This window comes from Pseudomonas inefficax (genome assembly GCF_032164165.1).
GTDB lineage: Bacteria > Pseudomonadota > Gammaproteobacteria > Pseudomonadales > Pseudomonadaceae > Aquipseudomonas > Aquipseudomonas inefficax.
Genome location: NZ_CP134401.1, coordinates 867,841 through 888,331, shown reverse-complemented (window position 1 = coordinate 888,331; position 20,491 = coordinate 867,841). Strand labels below are relative to the sequence as shown.

Genomic DNA, 20,491 nt, shown 5'->3' with positions numbered 1-20,491 from the left:
TCGCTAACTGAGTTGCAACGAAAGGCTGAAACATAAGGAGTCTGGCATGGCAGGTGTTATGGATTCGGTCAACCAGCGCACGCAGCTGGTGGGGCAGAATCGCCTGGAATTGCTGCTGTTCCGCCTCAATGGCGAACAGCTTTACGGCATCAACGTATTCAAGGTCAGGGAAGTGCTGCAATGCCCTGCACTGACCCTGCTGCCCAAGGCGCACCCGGTAGTGCGCGGTGTTGCCAATATTCGCGGGGCAACCATCCCGATCCTCGACCTGTCGATGGCCACCGGGTTGCGGCCGCTGCAGGAAGACACGCGCAGCAGTTTTGTGATCATCACCGAGTACAACACCAAGACCCAAGGTTTCCTGGTGCATTCGGTGGAGCGCATCGTCAACATGAACTGGGAAGAAATCCATCCGCCACCCAAGGGCACTGGCCGCGATCACTACCTGACTGCGGTCACCCGGGTGGATAACCGCATGGTCGAGATCATCGATGTGGAGAAGGTGCTGGCCGAAGTGGCGCCGTCGTCCGAGTCGGTGTCGGCCGGGGTGGTCGATGCCGAGGTGCAGGACAAGGCGGTGCTGCTGCGGGTGCTCACCGTCGACGACTCGTCGGTGGCGCGCAAGCAGGTCAGCCGCTGCCTGCAGACCGTGGGGGTCGAGGTGGTGGCGCTCAATGACGGCCGTCAGGCCCTGGAATACCTGCGCAAGCTGGTGGACGAGGGCAAGAAGCCGGAAGAAGAGTTCCTGATGATGATCTCGGACATTGAAATGCCGGAGATGGACGGCTATACGCTTACGGCCGAGATCCGCAGTGATCCGCGCATGCAAAAGCTGCATATCTGCCTGCATACTTCGCTGTCCGGGGTATTCAACCAGGCAATGGTCAAGAAGGTCGGTGCCGATGACTTCCTGGCCAAGTTCAAGCCGGACGACCTCGCCCAGCGCGTGGTCGACCGGATCAAGGCAACGCATTGAAGCCGCCGGGGGCTGGCCCCCCGGCACCAGTGATTGAAAAGAGGCGGCAGTAGTGTCTACGGGTAATTTGGATTTCGAACAGTTCCGGGTGTTCCTGGAGAAAGCCTGTGGCATCCTGCTGGGCGAGAATAAGCAGTACCTGGTTTCCAGCCGTCTCAACAAGCTGATGGAGCAACAGGGCATCAAGAGCCTGGGCGAGCTGGTGCAGCGCATCCAGGCCCAGCCGCGCGGCGGCTTGCGCGAGCAGGTGGTCGATGCCATGACCACTAACGAGACCCTGTGGTTTCGCGATACCTACCCGTTCGAGGTGTTGAAGAACAAGGTCATCCCCGAGTTCATCCGCAACAACCCCGGCCAGCGCCTGCGCATGTGGTCGGCGGCCTGTTCGTCGGGGCAGGAGCCGTACTCCATCTCGATGGCCATCGACGAGTTCGAGCGCAGCAACCTCGGCCAGTTGAAGATGGGCGCGCAGATCGTTGCCACCGACCTGTCCGGCACCATGCTGACCAACTGCAAGACCGGCGAGTACGACAGCCTGGCGATTGCCCGTGGCTTGTCGCAGGAGCGCCTGCAGCGCTACTTCGACACCAAGGGGCCGGGGCGCTGGGCGGTCAAGCCGGCGATTCGCAGCCGCGTCGAGTTCCGCTCGTTCAACCTGCTCGACAGCTATGCCAGCCTGGGCAAGTTCGATGTGGTGTTCTGCCGTAACGTGCTGATCTACTTCTCGGCGCAAGTGAAGAAGGACATCCTGTTGCGTATCCACAGTACCTTGAAGCCGGGCGGGTATCTGTTCCTCGGGGCTTCCGAAGCGCTGAACGGGTTGCCGGACCATTACCAGATGGTGCAGTGCAGCCCGGGGATCATCTACCAGGCGAAGTAAGCACAAAGGCCGGCAACGCAAGTTGCCGGCCTTTTTGTTTGCCTGTGCCGGCCTCTTCGCGGGTAAACCCGCTCCCACAGGTACGGCGTCGCCTTCGAGAGCTGTGCACAACCCTGTGGGAGCGGGTTTACCCGCGAAGAGGTCCCAACAGACAACAGACACTGACGTCAATTTTTTGTTTTGCCGCTTTTGCCGCCTGGCAATTGCCGCTTTCGTCGCTCAAGGCGGAAGGCCTTTGCCGCTTTTCTGGCATCACTCTGACAGCACCTCGCCCTGCAAGCCCGTATTTCCTGGCTTTCTGTTGGTTGGCACAGCCCTTGCTATACCTTGCCCAACGATATTCCGGTCAACCTCCGAAGGTTTCCCCGACATGAGCATCAGCTTCGACAAGGCGCTTGGTATTCACGAAAAGGCCCTGGGCTTCCGCGCCCAGCGTGCCGAAGTGCTGGCCAACAACATCGCCAACGCCGACACGCCCAACTACAAGGCGCGCGACATGGACTTCGCCTCGGTGCTCGCTGCCGAAAGCGACAAGCAGCAGAGCGGCGGCCGTTTCAGCCTCGATCGTACCAACAGCCGCCATATCGAGGCCGAGGGCCTGGCCATGGCCGACGATACCCTCAAGTACCGCACGCCAACGCAGCCGTCGATCGATCAGAACACCGTGGACGCGCAGATCGAGCAATCGAACTACACCGAAAACGCCGTCGGCTTCCAGGCCAGCTTCACCTTGCTCAACAGTAAATTCAAAGGGCTGGTATCGGCCCTGCGGGGAGAATGATCATGTCCCTTTCCAGTGTCTTCAACATTGCCGGTAGCGGCATGAGTGCGCAGAACACGCGCCTGAACACCGTTGCTTCCAACATCGCCAACGCCGAGACCGTGTCCTCGAGCATCGACCAGACCTACCGCGCCCGCCATCCGGTGTTCGCCACCACCTTCCAGGACGCGCAGGCCGGCGGCAGCCAGTCGCTGTTCGAAGACCAGGGCGAGGCAGGGCAGGGCGTGCAGGTAAAAGGCATCGTCGAGGACCAGAGTAACCTGGAAGCTCGCTACGAGCCCAACCACCCGGCGGCGAACAAGGACGGTTACGTCTACTACCCCAACGTCAACGTGGTCGAGGAGATGGCAGACATGATCTCCGCCAGCCGCGCGTTCCAGACCAACGCCGAGCTGATGAACACGGCCAAGGCCATGATGCAGAAAGTCCTGACCCTCGGTCAGTGATAAGGAAACCAGACCATGGCAATCGATACTACCGGCGTGAACCTCAATGAAGTGCTCACGGCTTCCGGTGTGGGTGCACCCACGAAAAAGACCGTCGACACTGCATCCAAGACCGGCAACGACTCGCTCGGCAAGGACGCTTTCCTGCAGTTGCTGGTCACCCAGATGCAGCACCAGAACCCGCTGGACCCGCAGGACAACGGTGAGTTCGTTGCCCAGTTGGCACAGTTCAGCAGCCTGGAAGGCATTACCTCGCTGAACGAATCGGTCAATGCCATTACCGGCTCCATGGCCTCGTCCCAGGCCTTGCAGGCGTCGTCGCTGGTCGGGCGCTCGGTGGTGGTGCAGAACGACAAGGCGGTGGTCGATACCGCCGAAAGCTTCAATGCGCAGTTCGTGGTGCCGCAAGCCATCGGCGAAGCGAAGATCACCATCAAGGACAAGGACGGCAATACCGTCAAGACCATCGAACTGGGCGAACAGAAAGCCGGTTACGCCGATTTCATCTGGGACGGTACCAACAACAGCGGCGAGAAAGTCGACCCTGGCACCTACACCTTCACCGCCAGCACCACGGTAGATGGCAAGTCGGTGCAGATGAACACGCTGCTGCCAGCCAAAGTGACCAGCGTCAGCTTCAGCGCCGCCGGCGAAATGGTGCTCAACCTTGCCGGTGTCGGCAAAGTGTCCCTCTCCGACGTGCAAACCATCGGTATCTAAGGCCCGCTAGTGCGGCAAAAGGAGCGAATTCATGTCTTTCAATATCGGCCTTAGCGGTCTGTACGCAGCAAACAAACAGCTGGATGTCACCGGCAACAACATCGCCAACGTCAACACCAACGGCTTCAAGTCGTCGCGTGCCGAGTTCGCCGATGTCTACGCCGGCTCCAACCGCCTGGGCGTGGGCAAGAACCAGGTGGGTAACGGTGTGCGCCTGGCGGCCGTTTCCCAGCAGTTCACCCAGGGTGACGTCAACACCACCGGCAACGTGCTGGACATGGGCATCCAGGGCCAGGGCTTCTTCGTGCTGTCCGATAACGGCTCGCGTGTGTACACCCGTGCGGGTGCCTTCCAGGCCAGCAAAGACAACTTCGTGGTGACCTCGGACGGCCTGCGCCTGCAGGGCTATGCCGCCGACTCGACTGGCAAGATCCAGAAGGGCGTGCTGACCGATCTGCAGATCGATACGTCTTCGCTGCAGCCAAAGGCAACATCGCTGATCGACCAGGGCATCAACCTGAATTCTTCGGCCGCCGACATCCCGCTGGAAGTCGACGATGGCAGTGGCGCGATGGTGCCGAACCTGCCGTTCGATCCTTCCGACCAGACGACGTACACCAAATCGTTCCCGACCAAGGTCTACGACAGTCAGGGCAACGAGCACACCATGGAGCAGTTCTATCGCAAGACCGGCACCAATGAGTGGACCATGTACACCCTGGTGGACGGGCGCAACCCGTTCAACCCGGCCTCCACTGCGCCGCTGACCGGTACCATCAGTTTCAACAGCGATGGTTCGGTCAGCAGCATGACGGCCGATAACACCGGGCATCCGGCGGGTGCTTCGTTCACGGTGAACAACAACACCTTCACCATGACCGGCTGGGTGCCGGCGGTGGAAGATTCCGCAGGTAACTGGGGTTCGAATGGCGCGGCCGGCAACGCCGATGGCATGCGCCTGGCGATGAACAGCACCACCTCCTACAACACCGAGACCGCGCGCATGTCGCAGTCCCAGGATGGTTACGCGACCGGTATTCTGTCGAGCCTGAGCATCGACTCGACGGGCGTGCTGTTCGCCAGCTTCAGCAACCAGCAATCCCGCGCCATTGGTCAGGTGGCCCTGGCCAGCTTCGCCAACGAGCAGGGCCTGCAGCAGATCGGTGGTACCCGCTGGACGGAAACCTATACCTCCGGCATTCCGGGCATCGATGCGCCGAAGACCGGTACCCTGGGCAGCGTCGAGTCCAACGCACTGGAAGGCTCGAACGTGAACCTGACGCAAGAGTTGGTCGAGCTGATCAAGGCGCAGAGCAACTACCAGGCGAACGCCAAGACCATCTCCACCGAAAGCACCATCATGCAGACCATCATCCAGATGACCTGATGGTTGCTGGTTGAGCGTGTTTGGACGAACCCCTTTGTCGTGAAGGGGTTCGTCGTGTTTGCAGGAGGCGTCATGAAACGGCTGGTTGTCACATTGATCGCTGCTTTTTGCCTGTACCAGGCCCAGGCCGGTACCGCGCCCTGGTGGCGTTGGGAAAGCCAGGTGGATGGGCGCCTGGTCTGCTCGCAATGGCCGCCGGGGGATGGCTGGAAGAAATTCGCCGGCCCCTACAGCAATGGTGCTTGTCGCGAGCCTTGATAAGGCCGGTGCCGGCCCTTTCGCGGGTAAACCCGCTCCCACAGGAATTGCACAGGTCTTGAGTTCGGCATTGCCCTTTTGGGGCAACTGTCTTGCCCAATTTCTAAAAGCTGGCGCGATGCCCTTGTGGGAGCGGGTTAACCCGCGAAGAGGCCGGCCCAGGTTTGCCGCCATCGGCAACCCAGCGCCGGATAACCGGCGTTCAACACACCGGCGGCACCTTCGAAAGCCCGTATCCACGGGCTTTTTCACGATTTCGGAAAGTTGGTTCGGAACTTGCTTCGGAGCCATTACAGCAACGGCGAGCGGCAAACGATCGCCAGTGCAGCGGAGGATGACTGTGGACAAGATGCTTTACGTGGCCATGACCGGTGCCAGCCAGAATGCGCTGGCGCAGAAGGCGCACGCCAACAACCTGGCGAACATTTCCACCAACGGTTTTCAGCGAGACCTGGAGCAGGCCCGCTCGATGCCGGTGTTCGGCGACAGCTTTCCGTCGCGCGCCTTTGCCATGACCGAGCGCCCGGCCACCGACTTCAGCGAAGGTCCGATGGTGGAAACCGGTCGTGATCTGGACGTGACGGTGACCGGCAAAGGCTTCATCGCCGTGCAGGCTCCTGATGGCAGTGAAGCCTATGTACGTACCGGCAGCCTGAATATCGACGCCCTCGGTGTGCTGCGTGCCGGCAACGGCATGCCGGTGCTCGGCAACGGTGGCCCCATTGCGATTCCGCCAGAGCAGAAGGTCGAGGTCGGCGCCGACGGCACCATCAGCATCCGCTCCATGGGCGAAGACCCACGGGTGATGGCCGAGGTCGACCGCATCAAGCTGGTCAACCCTGATACCAAAGGCCTGACCAAGGGCCTGGATGGCCTGATCCATACCCGCGACGGCCAGCCGGCCGACGCCGACGTCAACGTGCGGGTGGTGTCGGGCTTCCTGGAAGGCAGCAATGTCAACGCCGTGGAAGAAATGACCTCGGTGCTGGCGCTGTCCCGTCAATTCGAACTGCACGTGAAGATGATGAACGCGGCCAAGGAAGGCGACGAAGCCATGGCGCGTGTTTTGCAAATCGGCTAACCACATTTGAACGCGTGCCGTAATTCAGGCGCACGAGGAGAACATTAAATGCTTCCGGCTCTTTGGGTCGCTAAAACCGGCCTGTCCGCCCAGGACACCAACCTGACGGTCATCTCCAACAACCTGGCCAACGTCTCGACCACCGGCTTCAAGCGTGATCGCGCCGAGTTCCAGGACTTGCTGTACCAGATCAAACGCCAGCCAGGCGCGCAGTCCACCCAGGACAGCGAGCTGCCTTCCGGCCTGCAGGTCGGTACCGGTGTGCGCATTGTCGGCACGCAGAAGAACTTCCAGACCGGCAGCCTGCAAACCACGGAAAACCCGCTGGACATGGCGGTCAACGGGCGTGGCTTCTTCCAGGTGCTGCAGCCGGATGGCACCGTCTCGTACACCCGTGACGGTACCTTCCACCTGAACTCCGACGGCCAGATCGTCACCGCCAACGGCTTCGCCCTGGAGCCTGCCATCGTCGTGCCTAACGACGCGCAGACCTTCACCGTCGGCCAGGACGGCACCGTGTCGATCACCACCGCCGGCAACCCGGCAGCGCAGGTGATCGGCAACATCCAGACCGCCGACTTCATCAACCCGGCCGGCCTGCAGGCGATCGGCGACAACCTGTTCCTCGAGACCGCCGCCAGTGGCGCGCCGCAAGTCGGCACCCCAGGCCTGAACGGTTTCGGCACCACCCTGCAGCAGACCCTGGAAAACTCCAACGTCAGCACCGTGGAAGAACTGGTGAACATGATCACCACCCAGCGTGCCTACGAGATGAACTCCAAGGTCATCTCTACCGCCGACCAGATGCTGTCGTTCGTTACTCAACAGCTCTAAGGCCGACAGCTCCAAGCCCAGTCACCCTGTTGCACCCGTGAGGTAAGCGTCATGAATCGTCTGTTGTCCGTTTTCGCCCTGGGGGGGGCGGTGTTGCTGGCAGGTTGCGTCGCGCCGACGCCCAAGCCCAACGACCCGTACTACGCGCCGGTACTGCCGCGCACCCCGTTGCCGGCAGCGGCCAACAACGGTTCGATCTACCAGGCCGGTTTCGAGCAGAACCTGTACAGCGACCGCAAGGCGTTCCGGGTGGGTGACATCATCACCATCACCCTCAACGAGCGCACCTCGGCCAGCAAGAACGCCGGCTCGCAGATCCAGAAGAACAGCAACGCCAACATCGGCCTGACGTCATTGTTCGGCACCACGCCGAACACCAACAACCCGTTCGGCGGCGGTGACCTGTCGCTGGAGGCCGGCTACAGCGGCGAGCGCGCCACCAAGGGTGACAGCAAGGCAACCCAGGGCAACACCCTGACCGGTTCCATCACCGTGACCGTGGCCGAAGTGCTGCCCAACGGCATTATCGCCGTACGTGGCGAGAAGTGGCTGACCCTGAACACCGGCGAAGAGCTGGTGCGCATCGCCGGCATGATCCGTGCCGACGACATCGCCACCGACAACACCGTGCCGTCCACCCGTGTGGCCGACGCGCGCATCACCTATTCCGGTACCGGCTCGTTTGCCGATGCCAGCCAGCCCGGGTGGCTGGACCGCTTCTTCATCAGCCCGCTTTGGCCTTTCTGAGTACGGATGACCATGTTCAACGTGAGGCAGCTGATTGCCGCAACCCTGCTCCTGTCCTGTGCCTTCGGCGCCCAGGCCGAGCGCCTGAAGGATATCGCCAGCATTTCTGGCGTGCGCTCCAACCAGCTGATCGGTTACGGCCTGGTGGTGGGGCTCAATGGCACGGGTGACCAGACCACCCAGACGCCATTCACCCTGCAGACCTTCAACAACATGCTGTCGCAGTTCGGCATCAAGGTGCCGGCCGGCTCCGGCAACGTGCAGCTGAAAAACGTTGCAGCAGTGTCGGTGCATGCCGACCTGCCGGCGTTCGCCAAGCCAGGCCAGGTGGTGGACATTACCGTGTCCTCGATCGGTAACTCCAAGAGCCTGCGTGGCGGCAGCCTGCTGATGACCCCGCTCAAGGGTATCGATGGCAATGTCTATGCAGTGGCCCAGGGCAACCTGGTGGTAGGCGGTTTCGATGCCGAGGGCCGTGACGGTTCGAAGATCACCGTCAACGTTCCGTCGGCCGGTCGTATCCCTGGTGGTGCTACCGTCGAGCGTGCAGTGCCGAGCGGCTTCAACCAGGGCAACAGCCTGACCCTGAACCTCAACCGCCCCGACTTCACCACCGCCAAGCGCATCGTCGACAAGGTCAACGACCTGCTCGGCCCGGGCGTGGCCCAGGCCGTGGACGGCGGTTCGGTACGGGTCACCGCGCCGATGGACCCGAGCCAGCGCGTGGACTACCTGTCGATCCTCGAGAACCTCGAGATCGACCCGGGCCAGGCGGTTGCCAAGGTCATCATCAACTCGCGTACCGGCACCATCGTCATCGGCCAGAACGTCAAGGTGTCGCCGGCCGCGGTGACCCACGGCAGCCTGACCGTGACCATTACCGAAGACCCGATCGTCAGCCAGCCGGGGCCGTTCTCCAATGGCGAGACCGCCGTGGTGCCACGCTCGCGGGTAAATGCCGAGCAGGAAGCCAAGCCGATGTTCAAGTTCGGCCCGGGCACCACGCTGGATGAAATCGTCCGCGCGGTGAACCAGGTGGGCGCAGCGCCCAGCGACCTGATGGCCATCCTCGAAGCCCTGAAACAGGCCGGCGCCTTGCAAGCCGACCTGATCGTGATCTGAGGACGGCGCGGATGAACAGCAAGAGCCTGGTTTCTGGCAGCGCCGACAGCGGTGCCTACACCGACCTCAATCGCCTGAGCTCGCTCAAGCATGGCGACCGCGACAGCGACGCCAACGTACGCAAGGTAGCCCAGGAGTTCGAATCGCTGTTCATCAGCGAAATGCTCAAGGCCTCGCGCAAGGCCAGTGACGTGCTGGCCGCCGACAACCCGATGAACACCGAAACGGTGAAACAGTACCGCGACATGTACGACCAGCAGCTGGCCGTGAGCATGTCCCGCGAGGGCGGTGGTATCGGCCTGCAGGATGTGCTGGTTCGCCAGCTGTCGAAGCACAAGAGCGCGCCGGCCAACACCAGCCCGTTTCCGCGTACCGAGGGCCATGCCCCGACGCTGTGGGGCAACAAGGTGGCCGAGCCAGTGCATGCCGCGCAGTCGACCACCGCCCGCAACGACGTCGCCGCGCTCAATTCGCGCCGCCTGGCGCTGCCAAGCAAGCTCACCGACCGCCTGGTGGCCGGTATCGTGCCGTCGGCGACCAGCACCAATACCGCAGCCGTGCCAGCCCGTGACGGCCAGCAAGTGGCCAAGGCCTTCGCCGTGCCGGACAACGGTCTGCGCATCCTCGGGCGCGCCGTGGCCCAGCCACCGTTGGCACCGAAAAAAGCCTTTGCCGACAGCGACGAGTTCGTCGCCACCATGTTGCCGATGGCCGAGCAGGCGGCGAAGCGCATTGGTATCGACCCACGCTACCTGGTGGCGCAGGCCGCCCTGGAAACCGGTTGGGGCAAGTCGGTCATGCGCAACACCGATGGCAGCAGCAGCCACAACCTGTTCGGCATCAAGGCGACCGGTAACTGGGAAGGCGGCGAGGCGCGGGCGATCACCAGCGAGTTCCGTGACGGCCAGTTCGTCAAGGAGACGGCGGCGTTCCGCTCCTACGATTCCTACCAGGACAGCTTCCACGACCTGGTCAGCCTGTTACAGAACAATTCGCGCTATCAAGATGCGGTGAAGGCCGCCGATAAACCGGAACAGTTCGTGCAAGAGTTGCAAAAGGCCGGGTACGCCACCGACCCGAATTACGCCAGCAAGATCTCGCAGATCGCAAGACAGATGAAGTCGTACGAGCACTACGCAATGCTCGATACCGCAACGAAACTTTAAGGGCATGGAACCATGGCGAGTCTGATCAACATTGGTATGTCGGGGCTTGGCGCCGCGCAATCGGGGATGTACACCCTCGGCAACAACATCGCCAACGCTGATGTCGAAAGCTACTCGCGCCAGCAGAACGTGCAGAAGACCAAGGGCGGGCAGCAAGTCGGCCAGGTGTTCATCGGCAGCGGTACCACCCTGGCCGACGTGCGCCGGGTGTACAACGCGTTCCTCGAGAACCAGCTGCGCAGCACTACCTCGCTGAGCAGCGATGCCAGCTCGTACCTGAACCAGATCACGCCGCTGGATACCGCCCTGTCGAGCAGCGACACCGGTATCACTGCTGCGCTGAAAAGCTTCTTCAGCGCCATGCAGGATGCTGCGGCCAAGCCGACCGAAGACGCCTCGCGGCAACTGCTGCTGACCAGCGCGCAGTCCCTGGCCAAGCGCTTCAACACCTTGTCGGCGCAGCTCAACCAGCAGAACAGCGACATCAACGCCAACATGGCGTCGATGGCTGATCAGGTGAACAACCTGACCAAGACCATCGCTGAGCTCAACGACCAGATTTCCCGCGTCAGCTCCATCTCCGGCCAGCCCAATGACCTGCTCGACCAGCGCGATGGTGCAGTGCGTGAGCTGAGCAAGCTGATCGGCACCGATGTGGTGGAGCGTGAAGGCAACTACGACATCTACCTGAAGAACGGCCAGGCCCTGGTGCTGGGCAAGACCACCCAGACCCTGGGGGTGGAGCCGAGCGCTACCGACCCGACCCGCATGAGCCTGATCCTCAATCGCGGCTCGACCAAGATGGATATCACCAGCAGCGCCAGCGGTGGCGAGCTGGGCGGCTTGATCCGTTACCGCAAGGAAACCCTCGACCCCGCGCTCAACGAGCTCGGCCGCGTGGCCCTGGTGGTGGCGGATGCGATCAACAGCCAGCTGGCCCAAGGCATCGACAAGAACGGTGAGTTCGGTGCCACCCTGTTCGGTGACATCAATAGCGCCGCGGCCATCAGCCAGCGCAGTATCGCCAAGACCGGCAACAGCGCCGGCTCTGGCAACCTCGATGTGACCATCAAGGACTCCGGCAAGCTGAGCACCAGCGACTACCAGGTGACCTTCACCAGCGCCACTGGCTACAGCGTGCGCAAGCTGCCTGAAGGCACCGACATGGGCAGTTTCGACCTCAGCGACACGCCGCCGCCGGTGATCGACGGGTTCACCCTGTCGCTCAATGGCGGTGGCCTGAGTGCTGGCGACAGCTTCAAGATCACCCCCACCCGCAATGCGGCTGCAGGTATCGACACTGTTCTGACCGACCCAAAGCGCCTGGCCTTGGCTTCGCCGCTGACCGCCACCAGTGGTTCGGGCAACAAGGGCACCGGGGTGATCACCCAGCCGACGCTGACCTCGGAAATGGACATCTACGATGCCGCCCAGCGTTCGCAACTGCAGACGGGCCTGAAGTATTCGACCCCGGTCAAGCTGGTGTTCGGCGACGACACCAGCTCGCCACAGGCCTACAAGATGTACGACGCCAAGGGTACCGAAATCGGCAGTGGCACCATCGTGCCGGGCCAGGAAAACAAGCTGCAACTGTCGGTGCCGATGGTCGATGGCAGCGGTAATCCACTGGGTGGCAACTTCACCTTCGAGATGAGCGTTTCCGGCGCGCCGAAAAATGGCGACAGCTATACCGTGGCGCTGGCCGGCGCAGGCTCGGCGGACAACCGCAACGCCCAGTCGGTGATCGACCTGCAGACCAAGTCCACGGTCGAGGTGGGTGCCGACGGCAAGGGCATCAGCTTGACCGATGCCTATGCCAAGCTGGTCTCCAACGTTGGCGGCAAGGCCGGGCAGGCACAGATGGACAGTGATGCCACCACGGCGTTGCATACCTCTGCACTGGACAGCCGCAATGGCCTGTCGGGCGTGTCGATCGATGAAGAGACCGGCAACCTGATCAAGTTCCAGCAGTACTACACCGCGTCGTCGCAGATCATCAAGGCGGCCCAGGAAACCTTCGCCACCCTGATCAACAGTCTTTAAGGAGCCGTAGATCGTGAGCGTACGCATCTCTACTTCGCAGTTCTACAACACCAACAGCGCCAACTATCAGAGCAACTTTGCCAAGACGGTGAAGACTCAGCAGGAGGCCAGTGATGGCATTCGCGTGCGCTCTGGCAAGGACGACCCGGTGGGGGCGGCTCGCCTGCTGCAGCTGGAGCAGCAGCAGAACATGCTCAAGCAGTACAGCGGCAACATCGTCAATGTGCGCAACGCCCTGGGCACTGCCGAGAGTACCCTGAACTCCATCGGTGCCATCCTGCAGCGGGTCAACGAGCTGGCGGTGAGCTCCGGCAACGGCTCGATGACCGATGCCGATCGCAAGGCCAATGCCGATGAACTGGCGTCGCTGGAAGACCAGCTGTTCTCGTTGATGAACAGCAAGGACGAGAACGGCAAGTACATTTTCTCCGGTTCCAAGGGCGATACCCCGCCTTATGCGCGCAATGCCGATGGCACCTACAGCTACCAGGGCGACCAGGGCAAGCTCAACCTGCAGGTGGGTGACATGCTCAGCCTGGCCGCCAACGAGACCGGCTACGATGCCTTCGAGCAGGCGCTGAACACCAGCCGCAGCCAGACCAGCCTGACCGCGCCGGCCACCGATGATGGCCGTGTCAGCCTGTCCAACGGCCAAGTCTCCGGCAACAGCCTGTACAACGATCGCTTCCGCAGCGGCGAGCCGTACAGCATCGAATTCCTCAGCAGCACCGAATACAAGATCACCGATGCCGCTGGCAACGACGTCACCCTCGAGGCCAGCCAGGGCGGCAAGTTCGACCCCAATGGTGACAACACCAGCATCAGCTTCCGCGGTGTCGATCTGCGCCTGGACATCACCTTCAAGGATGGGGACAAGGGCAACGAAGATGCAGCGATCGCAGGGCATACCTTCAGCCTCAGTTCCAAGGCCGACGAGGTGTCCGGCACCCGCAGCCCGGGCAACACCTCGTCCGAGCAGGTGACTGGTGCGACCATTACCGACCCGGCGGCCTACAAGGCAGCCTTCCCGGCCGGTGGTGCGGTGCTGAAATTCACCGGCACCAGCACCTTCGAACTGTACGCTGCGCCGATCACCGCCGACAGCCGTCCGGTGGCATCAGGTGCACTGGGCGGGCCGGGCGGCACCACCGCCACCGCGGCAGGGGTCAGCTTCGAGCTGTCTGGCGCACCGAATGCAGGGGACTCGTTTGCGGTCAAGGTCGATACCCACCAGACCCAGAACGTCCTCGACACCATCGGCAAGCTGCGTACCGCCCTGACCAGCCCGGTGGACAACGACCCCGTGGCCCGGCAGAACTTTCTTGCCGCGCTGGACTCGGCCGTGGGCAACATCGCCAGCGCCACTAACCAGGTGTCATCGTCGGTCAGTGCGATCGGCGGCCGTGGTCAGGCGCTGGATGTGCAGGCCGAAACCAACGAGGCGCTGAGCACCGAGAACACCAAGACCCAGAGCTCGATCCGTGAAAGCGACCCGGCTGAAGTGATGCTGCGCCTGCAGATGCAGACCAACATGCTGCAGGCCTCGCTGCAGGCCTATGCCAAGGTCGCCAGCTTGTCGTTGGTCAACTACATCTGATTTCACCCCTCTCGCGTCACCCGGCGTGTGCCAGCCCGTTCGGTGCTGGCCACGCCATCTCTTCAAGGTCTTCGCCGTGAATCAACAGACCCTCGTCAGCATCGCCATCCCCGCCTTCAACCCCGAGTTTTTCCGCGCCACCTTGCTCAGCGCGCTCAACCAGGATTACCCGGCGCTGGACGTGCTGGTGTGCGACGACAGCCGGGGAGCGGAGATCCAGCGCATCGTCGACGAGGTGACGAGCGAGACCGGCAAGCCGGTGCGCTACGTGCGCAACCCGCAAACCCTGGGATTTGCTGGCAACCTGTTGGCGTGCCTGGAGCATGCCCAGGGGCCGTTGATCAAGTTTTTGTGTGACGACGACCGCCTGTTCCCCGACTGTGTCAGCCTACAGGCAGAGGTCATGCAGCAGCATGCCGATGTCAGCATGACCATCTGCCAGCGCATGCTGTGCGCCGCCGATGACGCCTTGTTGCCGCCGCGCATGCTCAATGCGGTGATGTGCCCGGAAGATGCGGTGGTCAAGGGCAGTGACCTGCTCGAGGCCCTGGAAACCAATGCGCCCAACCTGTTCGGCGGGCTGAGCCATGCCTTGCTGCGCCGTGATTGGGTGGCCGAGTTTCTGCCGGCGCTGGTGCAGGAGGGCGGCTTTGTCGCGCGCCTGGACATGGCGCTGTACATCTGCCTGATGCGCCGCGGCAACCTTGGCCACCTGTCACGCTTTCTTAGCATGGAACGCCTGCACCCCGGGCGCCTGAGCCACCAGGCGAGCATGACCATGGCGTTCCCCGTGGAAACCGACTGGATCAAGGCGATGCTGGCCGCGCGCAGCAGCGAGCCCGCGCCGGCCAGTGGCTGGGTGCGGTATCTGCCGCTTGAGCGTTACCAAGGCGGGCAGGATGCGCAGTGGGACGAGTACGAACTCAACCGGCTATACGGCGCCCAGCAGGCGCGCCAGGCGCAGCAGGTCGGCACTGACTGCCTGTCGTTCGACGAGGTGTATGCCCAGTGGCTGGAGTGCCGGGATCTGTCGGCGGCGCAGCTCAAGGCGTTGCCCAAGCGCTTCGAAGGCTGGGGCCGGCAACCGCGCATCATCCCGGTGATCTGGGCCGAGGTGGGAGAGGAGTTGGCCTTGCGTGCCACCCTCGACAGCCTCGCCGCGCAGTCCTATGGCGCTGCCAGCACCTGGCTGCTGGCACCTGCGGTGCTGGAGCTGGCTGACGCTGTCGGGGTCGAGCGCATGCTCGTGCAGGGCAATGGCCTGGCCCAGGTGCAGGCGCGTCTGGCGCGTGCCAATGATGTCGACTGGGTCTTGCTGCTGCGCGCTGGCGACCGCCTGGTGCCCCATGCGCTGGCGATCATGGGCGAGCGGATGGCCCTGCGCGAACGGGCCTGTATCTATGTCGACGAAGGCAGCCATGACACCCTGCGCCCGACCACGCCGATCTTCAAGCCAGACTTCAACCTCGACCTGATGCGCAGCCTGCCCTATGTCGGGCGCGTACTGGCATTCAATTGTGCGGCACTGCGCGAGGTCGGCGGTTTCGACCCGGACTTCGACACGCTCGCGCCTCACGACGCGCTCTGGCGCCTGGCCGAAAGCCGGGGCCTGCAGGCCATCGAACACATCGATGAACTGCTGGTGCACTGCCAATGGGACTTCGGCCAGTGGCTGCATGACCCACGCTGTGTACAACAGGCGCCGCGGGTGGTGCGGGCCCATCTGCAGCGCCTGGGGGTCGATGCCGAGGTGCTCGGTGCCGAAGGCCTGTCACTGTGCCGGGTGCTGTACCAGCACCCGCTGCAAGCCATGGTTTCGATCCTGGTCACGCTCGGTGACGACCTGGGCGCGGCCATGCGTTGCGTTGAGTCGCTGTTCGAACACACCCGCTATGGCCATTTCGAGGTACTGCTGATCGCCTCGCCAGATACCTCGAGCGACCTGCGCCAATGGCTGCAGGCCATGCAGGGCCTGGGCAGCGATCAGCTGCGCGTGGTCGAGGTTGCCGGCGGCAGCCAGGTGGCACAGCTGAACCAGGCCAGCGAGTCGGCTCGGGGCGACTACCTGTTGCTGCTCGAAAGCGCCTGCGTGGCCTTCGACAAGCCCTGGCTGGAGCAGTTGATGGCCCAGGCCCAGCGCCCCGAGGTCGGCGTGGTCGCGCCCAAGCTGTGTACCCAAAGCGGCGAGATCTTTGCCGCCGGGCTGGTGCTGGGGCTGCATGGCGGCGTCAACAGCCCGTTCGTCGGCATGCCGGCGGACAGCGGCGGCTACATGCTGCGGCTCAATGCAGTGCAGAACTGGAGTGCGCTGAGCCTGGATTGCCTGCTGGTGCGCCGCGAGCTGTTCGCCACGCTGGGCGGTTTCGATGTGCAGGGGCTTCAAGGCGGCCTGCAGGACGCCGACCTGTGCCTGCGCATCCGCGAACAAGGCTACCTGGCGGTGTGGACACCGCATGCGGTACTGGTCCGCTTCGCGTCGCCCCGCGATGTGCCGGCCGACAGCCAGCGCAAGCTGCTGGACAAGGACATCTTCCATGAACGCTGGTTGGCCAAGGTGGCCCGCGACCCGGCCTACAACCGCAACCTGAGCCTGAAAATGGCCAGTTTCAACCTCGATGCCGGCCAGCGTCGTGGTTGGGACCCGTTCATCAGCCGGGTACTGCCGTCAGTGCTGGCGCTGCCGATCAATACCTCGGCGGTCGGGCACTACCGGGTGGCGCAGCCGTTTACCGAGCTGGAGCGCGCTGGCTGGATCCAGGGGCGGCTCGATTTCAGCACCCCCGAGATGATCGAGATCGAGCGGGAGCAGCCCGATGTGATGATCTTGCAGTGCCGCTATACGATCAACTCGATCGAGGAAATGACGCGCTTCAAGCGCCTGTCGAACGCCCGGCGCATCTACGAAATCGACGATTACATCATCGATGTGCCGAAAAAGAACGCCCATGCGCGGAACATGCCGGCCAACATGCGCGAGCTGGTCACCCAGGGTATCGCCCTGTGTGATCGGGTGGTGGTGTCGACCCAGCCGCTGGCCGACGCCTTGTCGGGCATGCACCAGGATATTCGCGTGGTCCCCAACATGCTCGCCGCAACGCTGTGGGCCGGGCTTGCCAGCGAGCGGCAAAGCAGTGCGCGGCCGCGCGTGGGCTGGGCGGGGGGCACCAGCCATAGGGGCGATCTGGAGCTGCTGCTGGAGGTCATCCGGGAACTGGCCGACGAGGTCGACTGGGTGTTCTTCGGCATGTGCCCGGATGCCTTGCGGCCCTATGTGAAGGAATTCCACAAAGGCGTACCCCTGGCGTTGTACCCGCAGAAGCTGGCCAGCCTCAACCTCGACCTGGCCCTGGCACCGCTGGAACAGAACCTGTTCAACGACTGCAAGAGCAACTTGCGCCTGCTCGAGTACGGCGCCTGCGGCTTCCCGGTGATCTGCACCGATACCAAGGCCTATGACGGCTATCTGCCGTGCACGCGGGTGCGCGACAACACCTCCGAACAGTGGCTGGAGGCGATCCGCATGCACCTGGCCGACCCCGAGGCCAGCTACCGCCAGGGCGACGCCCTGCGCGAAGCGGTACTGCGTGACTACGTGCTGATGCCGCACCACCTGCAACAGTGGGCCAACGCCTGGCTGGCGGACTGAAACCTGGCGCCTGCCCTGGCGGGCACCAGACCAACAACATGAACAGGTGCCCTATGGCCGAAACCGCAATCGGGTCGCACAACCCAGTGACCGTCGTCCTGCTTGGGCATGAACAGCCCGATCATCGTGCCCGTGCTGACTATTACTATCGCCAGGCTGGCATCCCCTGCCTGGCCCTGGAACCGCTGCAGGCGGGCACCTCGGGTGAACAGTGCAGCGCGCGCCTGGCGGCCGCCTTGCAACAGGTCGCCACGCCGTTCGTGACCTTGGCCCTGGATGCCGATTTCGTGTTGCCCTCGGCCCTGCAGCAGGCCGCCGCTTGCCTGCATGCGCAGCCCGAGGTTCAGGGTGCCCAAGGCTATGCGCTGGCCTATGCGCCGGGTAACGCGCAGATGGCCTACTACAAGATCGGCTCGGCCTTCGAGGCCGCAGCCGATAGCAGTGCACGCGCACGCCTGCGCCAGTACGCCATGGCCGGGCAGCCGGCCTGGCGCGCGGTGCTGCGGGTCGGGGCGCTGCAGGCGCTGCTCGACACCTTGCCGGGCGAGCTGGACTTCGCTGCCTGGCGCGTGGCCCTGTCTTATGCCTTGGTCGCCAGCGGCGACATCGCGCAGTTGGCGCAGACCGATGTGGTCTGTGAATACGCGCCGAGCACGCTGAGCGTCGTGGCCCGCGATGAGCAGTTGACTCGTAGCGTGCGCCTGTTGCGCGAATGGAATGGCGAACTGGCTAATGACGATGCCGGTTTTGCCGTGCTCAACCGTTTCGTGCGCGCGACCTACGACCAGGGCGAAGCGCCGCTGCTGTTCACCTCACCGTGGGGCACGGTGATCGGTGAGCCAGAGCGTATCTTCGAGCCGCGCCAGTATGTCGAATTGCCTTACTACAACGGTGCGCTGTTCGAGTGCCTTACCGCACTGGAATTCCTCTGCCATGCCTGGCCAACCGGGCAAGCCCATCGCCAGGCGTTGGAGGGCACCTGGGTACGCCAGCGCGAGTTGCTGCAGGTGCACCCCAACGACACGGCCGCCACCTTGCAACAGCGTTACTGGAAGGCGTTGGCATTGGGCCTGTTCAACCTGGAAGTCTGCCGACGCCTGGTGCCGACTCTGACCGGCAAGGACGATGGCGAGCGCGCCCGCGAGCTAGGCGACTGGCTCGCGCGCCTGGAGGCGGTACCCGGTATCGATGGCGACGGCTGGTTGCGCGGCACGGTTTCCGGGCAGGTGCTCGAAGCGCTGGCCGCTGCCACACCGGACAAGGCCACGCAACAGCGCCTGCTGGCGCCGCTGAACAAGCGCCCGGGCGCGCCGGTCACCTTCGTGGTGACTGACCTGGCCGACGACGACCTGGCCCTGCAGGCTACCTTCGACAGCCTGCTGGCCAGCGGGTTGCGGCAGCTCAAGCTGGTCGTGCTCAAGGGCGGCAAGCCGCCGGCGATCACCACCGCACGCGATACCCTGCATTTCGTGCAGGTCAACGAAAGCAACTGGGTCACCCACCTCAACCAGCAAGTACGCCAACTGAGCAGCGACTGGCTGATGTTGCTGGAGGCGGGCGATACCCTGGTCAGCGGTGGCTTGCTGCGCCTGCAGCAGGAGCTGGCCGAGGCTTCCGGCTGCCAGGCGGTGTGTGCCAACGAGGTGCAGCGTGACAGCGAGGGCCGTCTGCATGGCGTGGTTCGCCCAGGCAGCAACCTCGATCTGCTGCGTGCGCAGCCAGGGTTGATGTCGCGGCACTGGTGTCTGCGCCGGCAAACCGTGGTGGAACTGGGCGGTTTCAGCGAAACCTGCCGCCATGCGCTGGAGTTCGACTTGCTGTTGCGTCTGGTGGAGCAGCATGGGCAGGGTGGCCTGGCGCACATGGACGAATACCTGGTGGTGGGCAACCAGGCGACGCCAGCGCTGCAGGCCGACGCCGTACAGACGCTCAAGCGGCACCTGACGCTGTTGGGTTACCGTGGTGAGGTGCACGATCAGGGCGAGGCTGGCCTGGTGGTGGATTTCCGCCATTCGGCCACCCCGCTGGTGAGCATCCTGGTGGCTGCCGAAGGTGACCTGCAGCGTCTGCAGGCCTGCCTGACCAGCGTCCTGCAGCGCACCCGCTACCCACGCTACGAGCTGCGGGTGGCCTGCAATGCCGAACAGGCCGAAGCCACTGCCGCCGCGTTGCAAGGGTTCGGCCAGCGGGTGGTGCTGCTGGCGGGCGCGGCGAGCGGGCGCGAGGCGCTGCTCAACCTGGCGGCGGAACAGGCCGCCGGTGAATACCTGCTGCTGCTCGCCGAGCACTGCGAAGTGATTTCACCCGCCTGGATCGAAGGCTTGCTCAACGAGGGCCTCAGGCCCGAAGTCGGGGTCGTTGGTGCCCGCCTGCTGGCGCGCGACGGCGCGGTCGTGCACGCCGGCTTCGACCTGTTGCAGGGGCCGATGCTGCATCGGCCGTGGCAGGGCCTGTCGCTGGCGGACTGCAGCAAGGCGCGCTGGCCAGCGTCGGTGCGCAACTGCGCAGCGGTCACTGCCGACTGCATGTTGCTGCGCCGTGATCTGTTCGACCATTGCGGTGGCCTGCAGCCGTTGCCGGCGTTTGACCTGGATGTCTGCCTGGCGGCAGCGGCGGCGGGACTGTTGGTGGCCTGGACGCCCGTGGCGCAGCTGTTCGACGACGCACCGCAGGTGGCCGACCAGGCAGCCTGCGAAGCGCTGCAGGCGCGTTGGCCGTCTGCTTTCAGTGGGCAGTGGGCGAGTGATGCCTTGAGCCCGTCGCGCGCTTAGGTGCGCGAGAATGGCAGCCATTCCCCGGCGTTACGC

At 63.6% G+C, this 20,491-nt stretch carries 16 protein-coding genes; all 16 read left to right on the top strand.

The genetic code is table 11. The features are described 5' to 3' along the window. Window positions 1-46: 46 nt before the first annotated feature. The 16 genes from RIN61_RS03970 to RIN61_RS03895 all read left to right on the top strand — a co-directional run bounded on the left by RIN61_RS03970 (window position 47) and on the right by RIN61_RS03895 (window position 20,455). Window positions 47-976, top strand: a complete 930-nt coding sequence (locus RIN61_RS03970) for a chemotaxis protein CheV (protein WP_112253115.1) — start codon at window positions 47-49, stop codon at window positions 974-976. 52 nt (window positions 977-1,028) lie between these two features. Next, window positions 1,029-1,856, top strand: coding sequence for a protein-glutamate O-methyltransferase CheR (gene cheR, locus RIN61_RS03965; protein ID WP_015271244.1), 828 nt, complete (start codon window positions 1,029-1,031; stop codon window positions 1,854-1,856). A gap of 370 nt (window positions 1,857-2,226) precedes the next feature. Further along, window positions 2,227-2,637, top strand: a complete 411-nt coding sequence (flgB, locus tag RIN61_RS03960; protein WP_015271243.1) for a flagellar basal body rod protein FlgB — start codon at window positions 2,227-2,229, stop codon at window positions 2,635-2,637. Window positions 2,638-2,639: 2 nt separating this feature from the next. Continuing rightward, the gene (flgC, locus tag RIN61_RS03955; RefSeq protein WP_003257260.1) at window positions 2,640-3,083 is read left to right on the top strand and encodes a flagellar basal body rod protein FlgC; all 444 of its coding nucleotides are present in this window, start codon (window positions 2,640-2,642) and stop codon (window positions 3,081-3,083) included. 15 nt (window positions 3,084-3,098) lie between these two features. Next, window positions 3,099-3,803, top strand: coding sequence for a flagellar hook assembly protein FlgD (flgD, locus tag RIN61_RS03950; protein ID WP_215521081.1), 705 nt, complete (start codon window positions 3,099-3,101; stop codon window positions 3,801-3,803). 31 nt (window positions 3,804-3,834) lie between these two features. Further along, window positions 3,835-5,190 (top strand): flagellar hook protein FlgE, encoded by a 1,356-nt coding sequence (gene flgE / locus RIN61_RS03945; RefSeq protein ID WP_112253112.1) that lies wholly within the window; start codon window positions 3,835-3,837, stop codon window positions 5,188-5,190. Window positions 5,191-5,262: 72 nt separating this feature from the next. After that, on the top strand, window positions 5,263-5,448 hold the full coding sequence (locus RIN61_RS03940; protein WP_112253111.1) for a hypothetical protein: 186 nt from the start codon (window positions 5,263-5,265) through the stop codon (window positions 5,446-5,448). A gap of 340 nt (window positions 5,449-5,788) precedes the next feature. Continuing rightward, on the top strand, window positions 5,789-6,529 hold the full coding sequence (gene flgF / locus RIN61_RS03935; RefSeq protein ID WP_112253255.1) for a flagellar basal-body rod protein FlgF: 741 nt from the start codon (window positions 5,789-5,791) through the stop codon (window positions 6,527-6,529). 48 nt (window positions 6,530-6,577) lie between these two features. After that, window positions 6,578-7,363 (top strand): flagellar basal-body rod protein FlgG, encoded by a 786-nt coding sequence (gene flgG / locus RIN61_RS03930; protein WP_015271239.1) that lies wholly within the window; start codon window positions 6,578-6,580, stop codon window positions 7,361-7,363. A 51-nt stretch (window positions 7,364-7,414) separates the two neighbouring features. Beyond that, window positions 7,415-8,110, top strand: a complete 696-nt coding sequence (flgH, locus tag RIN61_RS03925) for a flagellar basal body L-ring protein FlgH (RefSeq protein ID WP_085589051.1) — start codon at window positions 7,415-7,417, stop codon at window positions 8,108-8,110. 12 nt (window positions 8,111-8,122) lie between these two features. Next, a complete protein-coding gene (locus RIN61_RS03920) occupies window positions 8,123-9,232 on the top strand; it encodes a flagellar basal body P-ring protein FlgI (protein WP_112253110.1) in 1,110 nt (369 codons plus the stop codon). An 11-nt stretch (window positions 9,233-9,243) separates the two neighbouring features. Then, window positions 9,244-10,398 carry a flagellar assembly peptidoglycan hydrolase FlgJ gene (gene flgJ, locus RIN61_RS03915; protein ID WP_313855876.1) on the top strand — a complete coding sequence of 385 codons (1,155 nt, stop codon included), beginning with the start codon at window positions 9,244-9,246 and terminating at the stop codon, window positions 10,396-10,398. A gap of 12 nt (window positions 10,399-10,410) precedes the next feature. Then, a complete protein-coding gene (gene flgK / locus RIN61_RS03910) occupies window positions 10,411-12,441 on the top strand; it encodes a flagellar hook-associated protein FlgK (protein ID WP_112253108.1) in 2,031 nt (676 codons plus the stop codon). A 13-nt stretch (window positions 12,442-12,454) separates the two neighbouring features. Next, window positions 12,455-14,038 (top strand): flagellar hook-associated protein 3, encoded by a 1,584-nt coding sequence (locus RIN61_RS03905; RefSeq protein WP_313855874.1) that lies wholly within the window; start codon window positions 12,455-12,457, stop codon window positions 14,036-14,038. A gap of 76 nt (window positions 14,039-14,114) precedes the next feature. Continuing rightward, the gene (locus tag RIN61_RS03900) at window positions 14,115-17,684 is read left to right on the top strand and encodes a glycosyltransferase (RefSeq protein WP_313855871.1); all 3,570 of its coding nucleotides are present in this window, start codon (window positions 14,115-14,117) and stop codon (window positions 17,682-17,684) included. Between the two features lie 53 nt (window positions 17,685-17,737). After that, window positions 17,738-20,455 (top strand): glycosyltransferase, encoded by a 2,718-nt coding sequence (locus tag RIN61_RS03895; RefSeq protein WP_313855868.1) that lies wholly within the window; start codon window positions 17,738-17,740, stop codon window positions 20,453-20,455. Window positions 20,456-20,491: the final 36 nt, after the last annotated feature.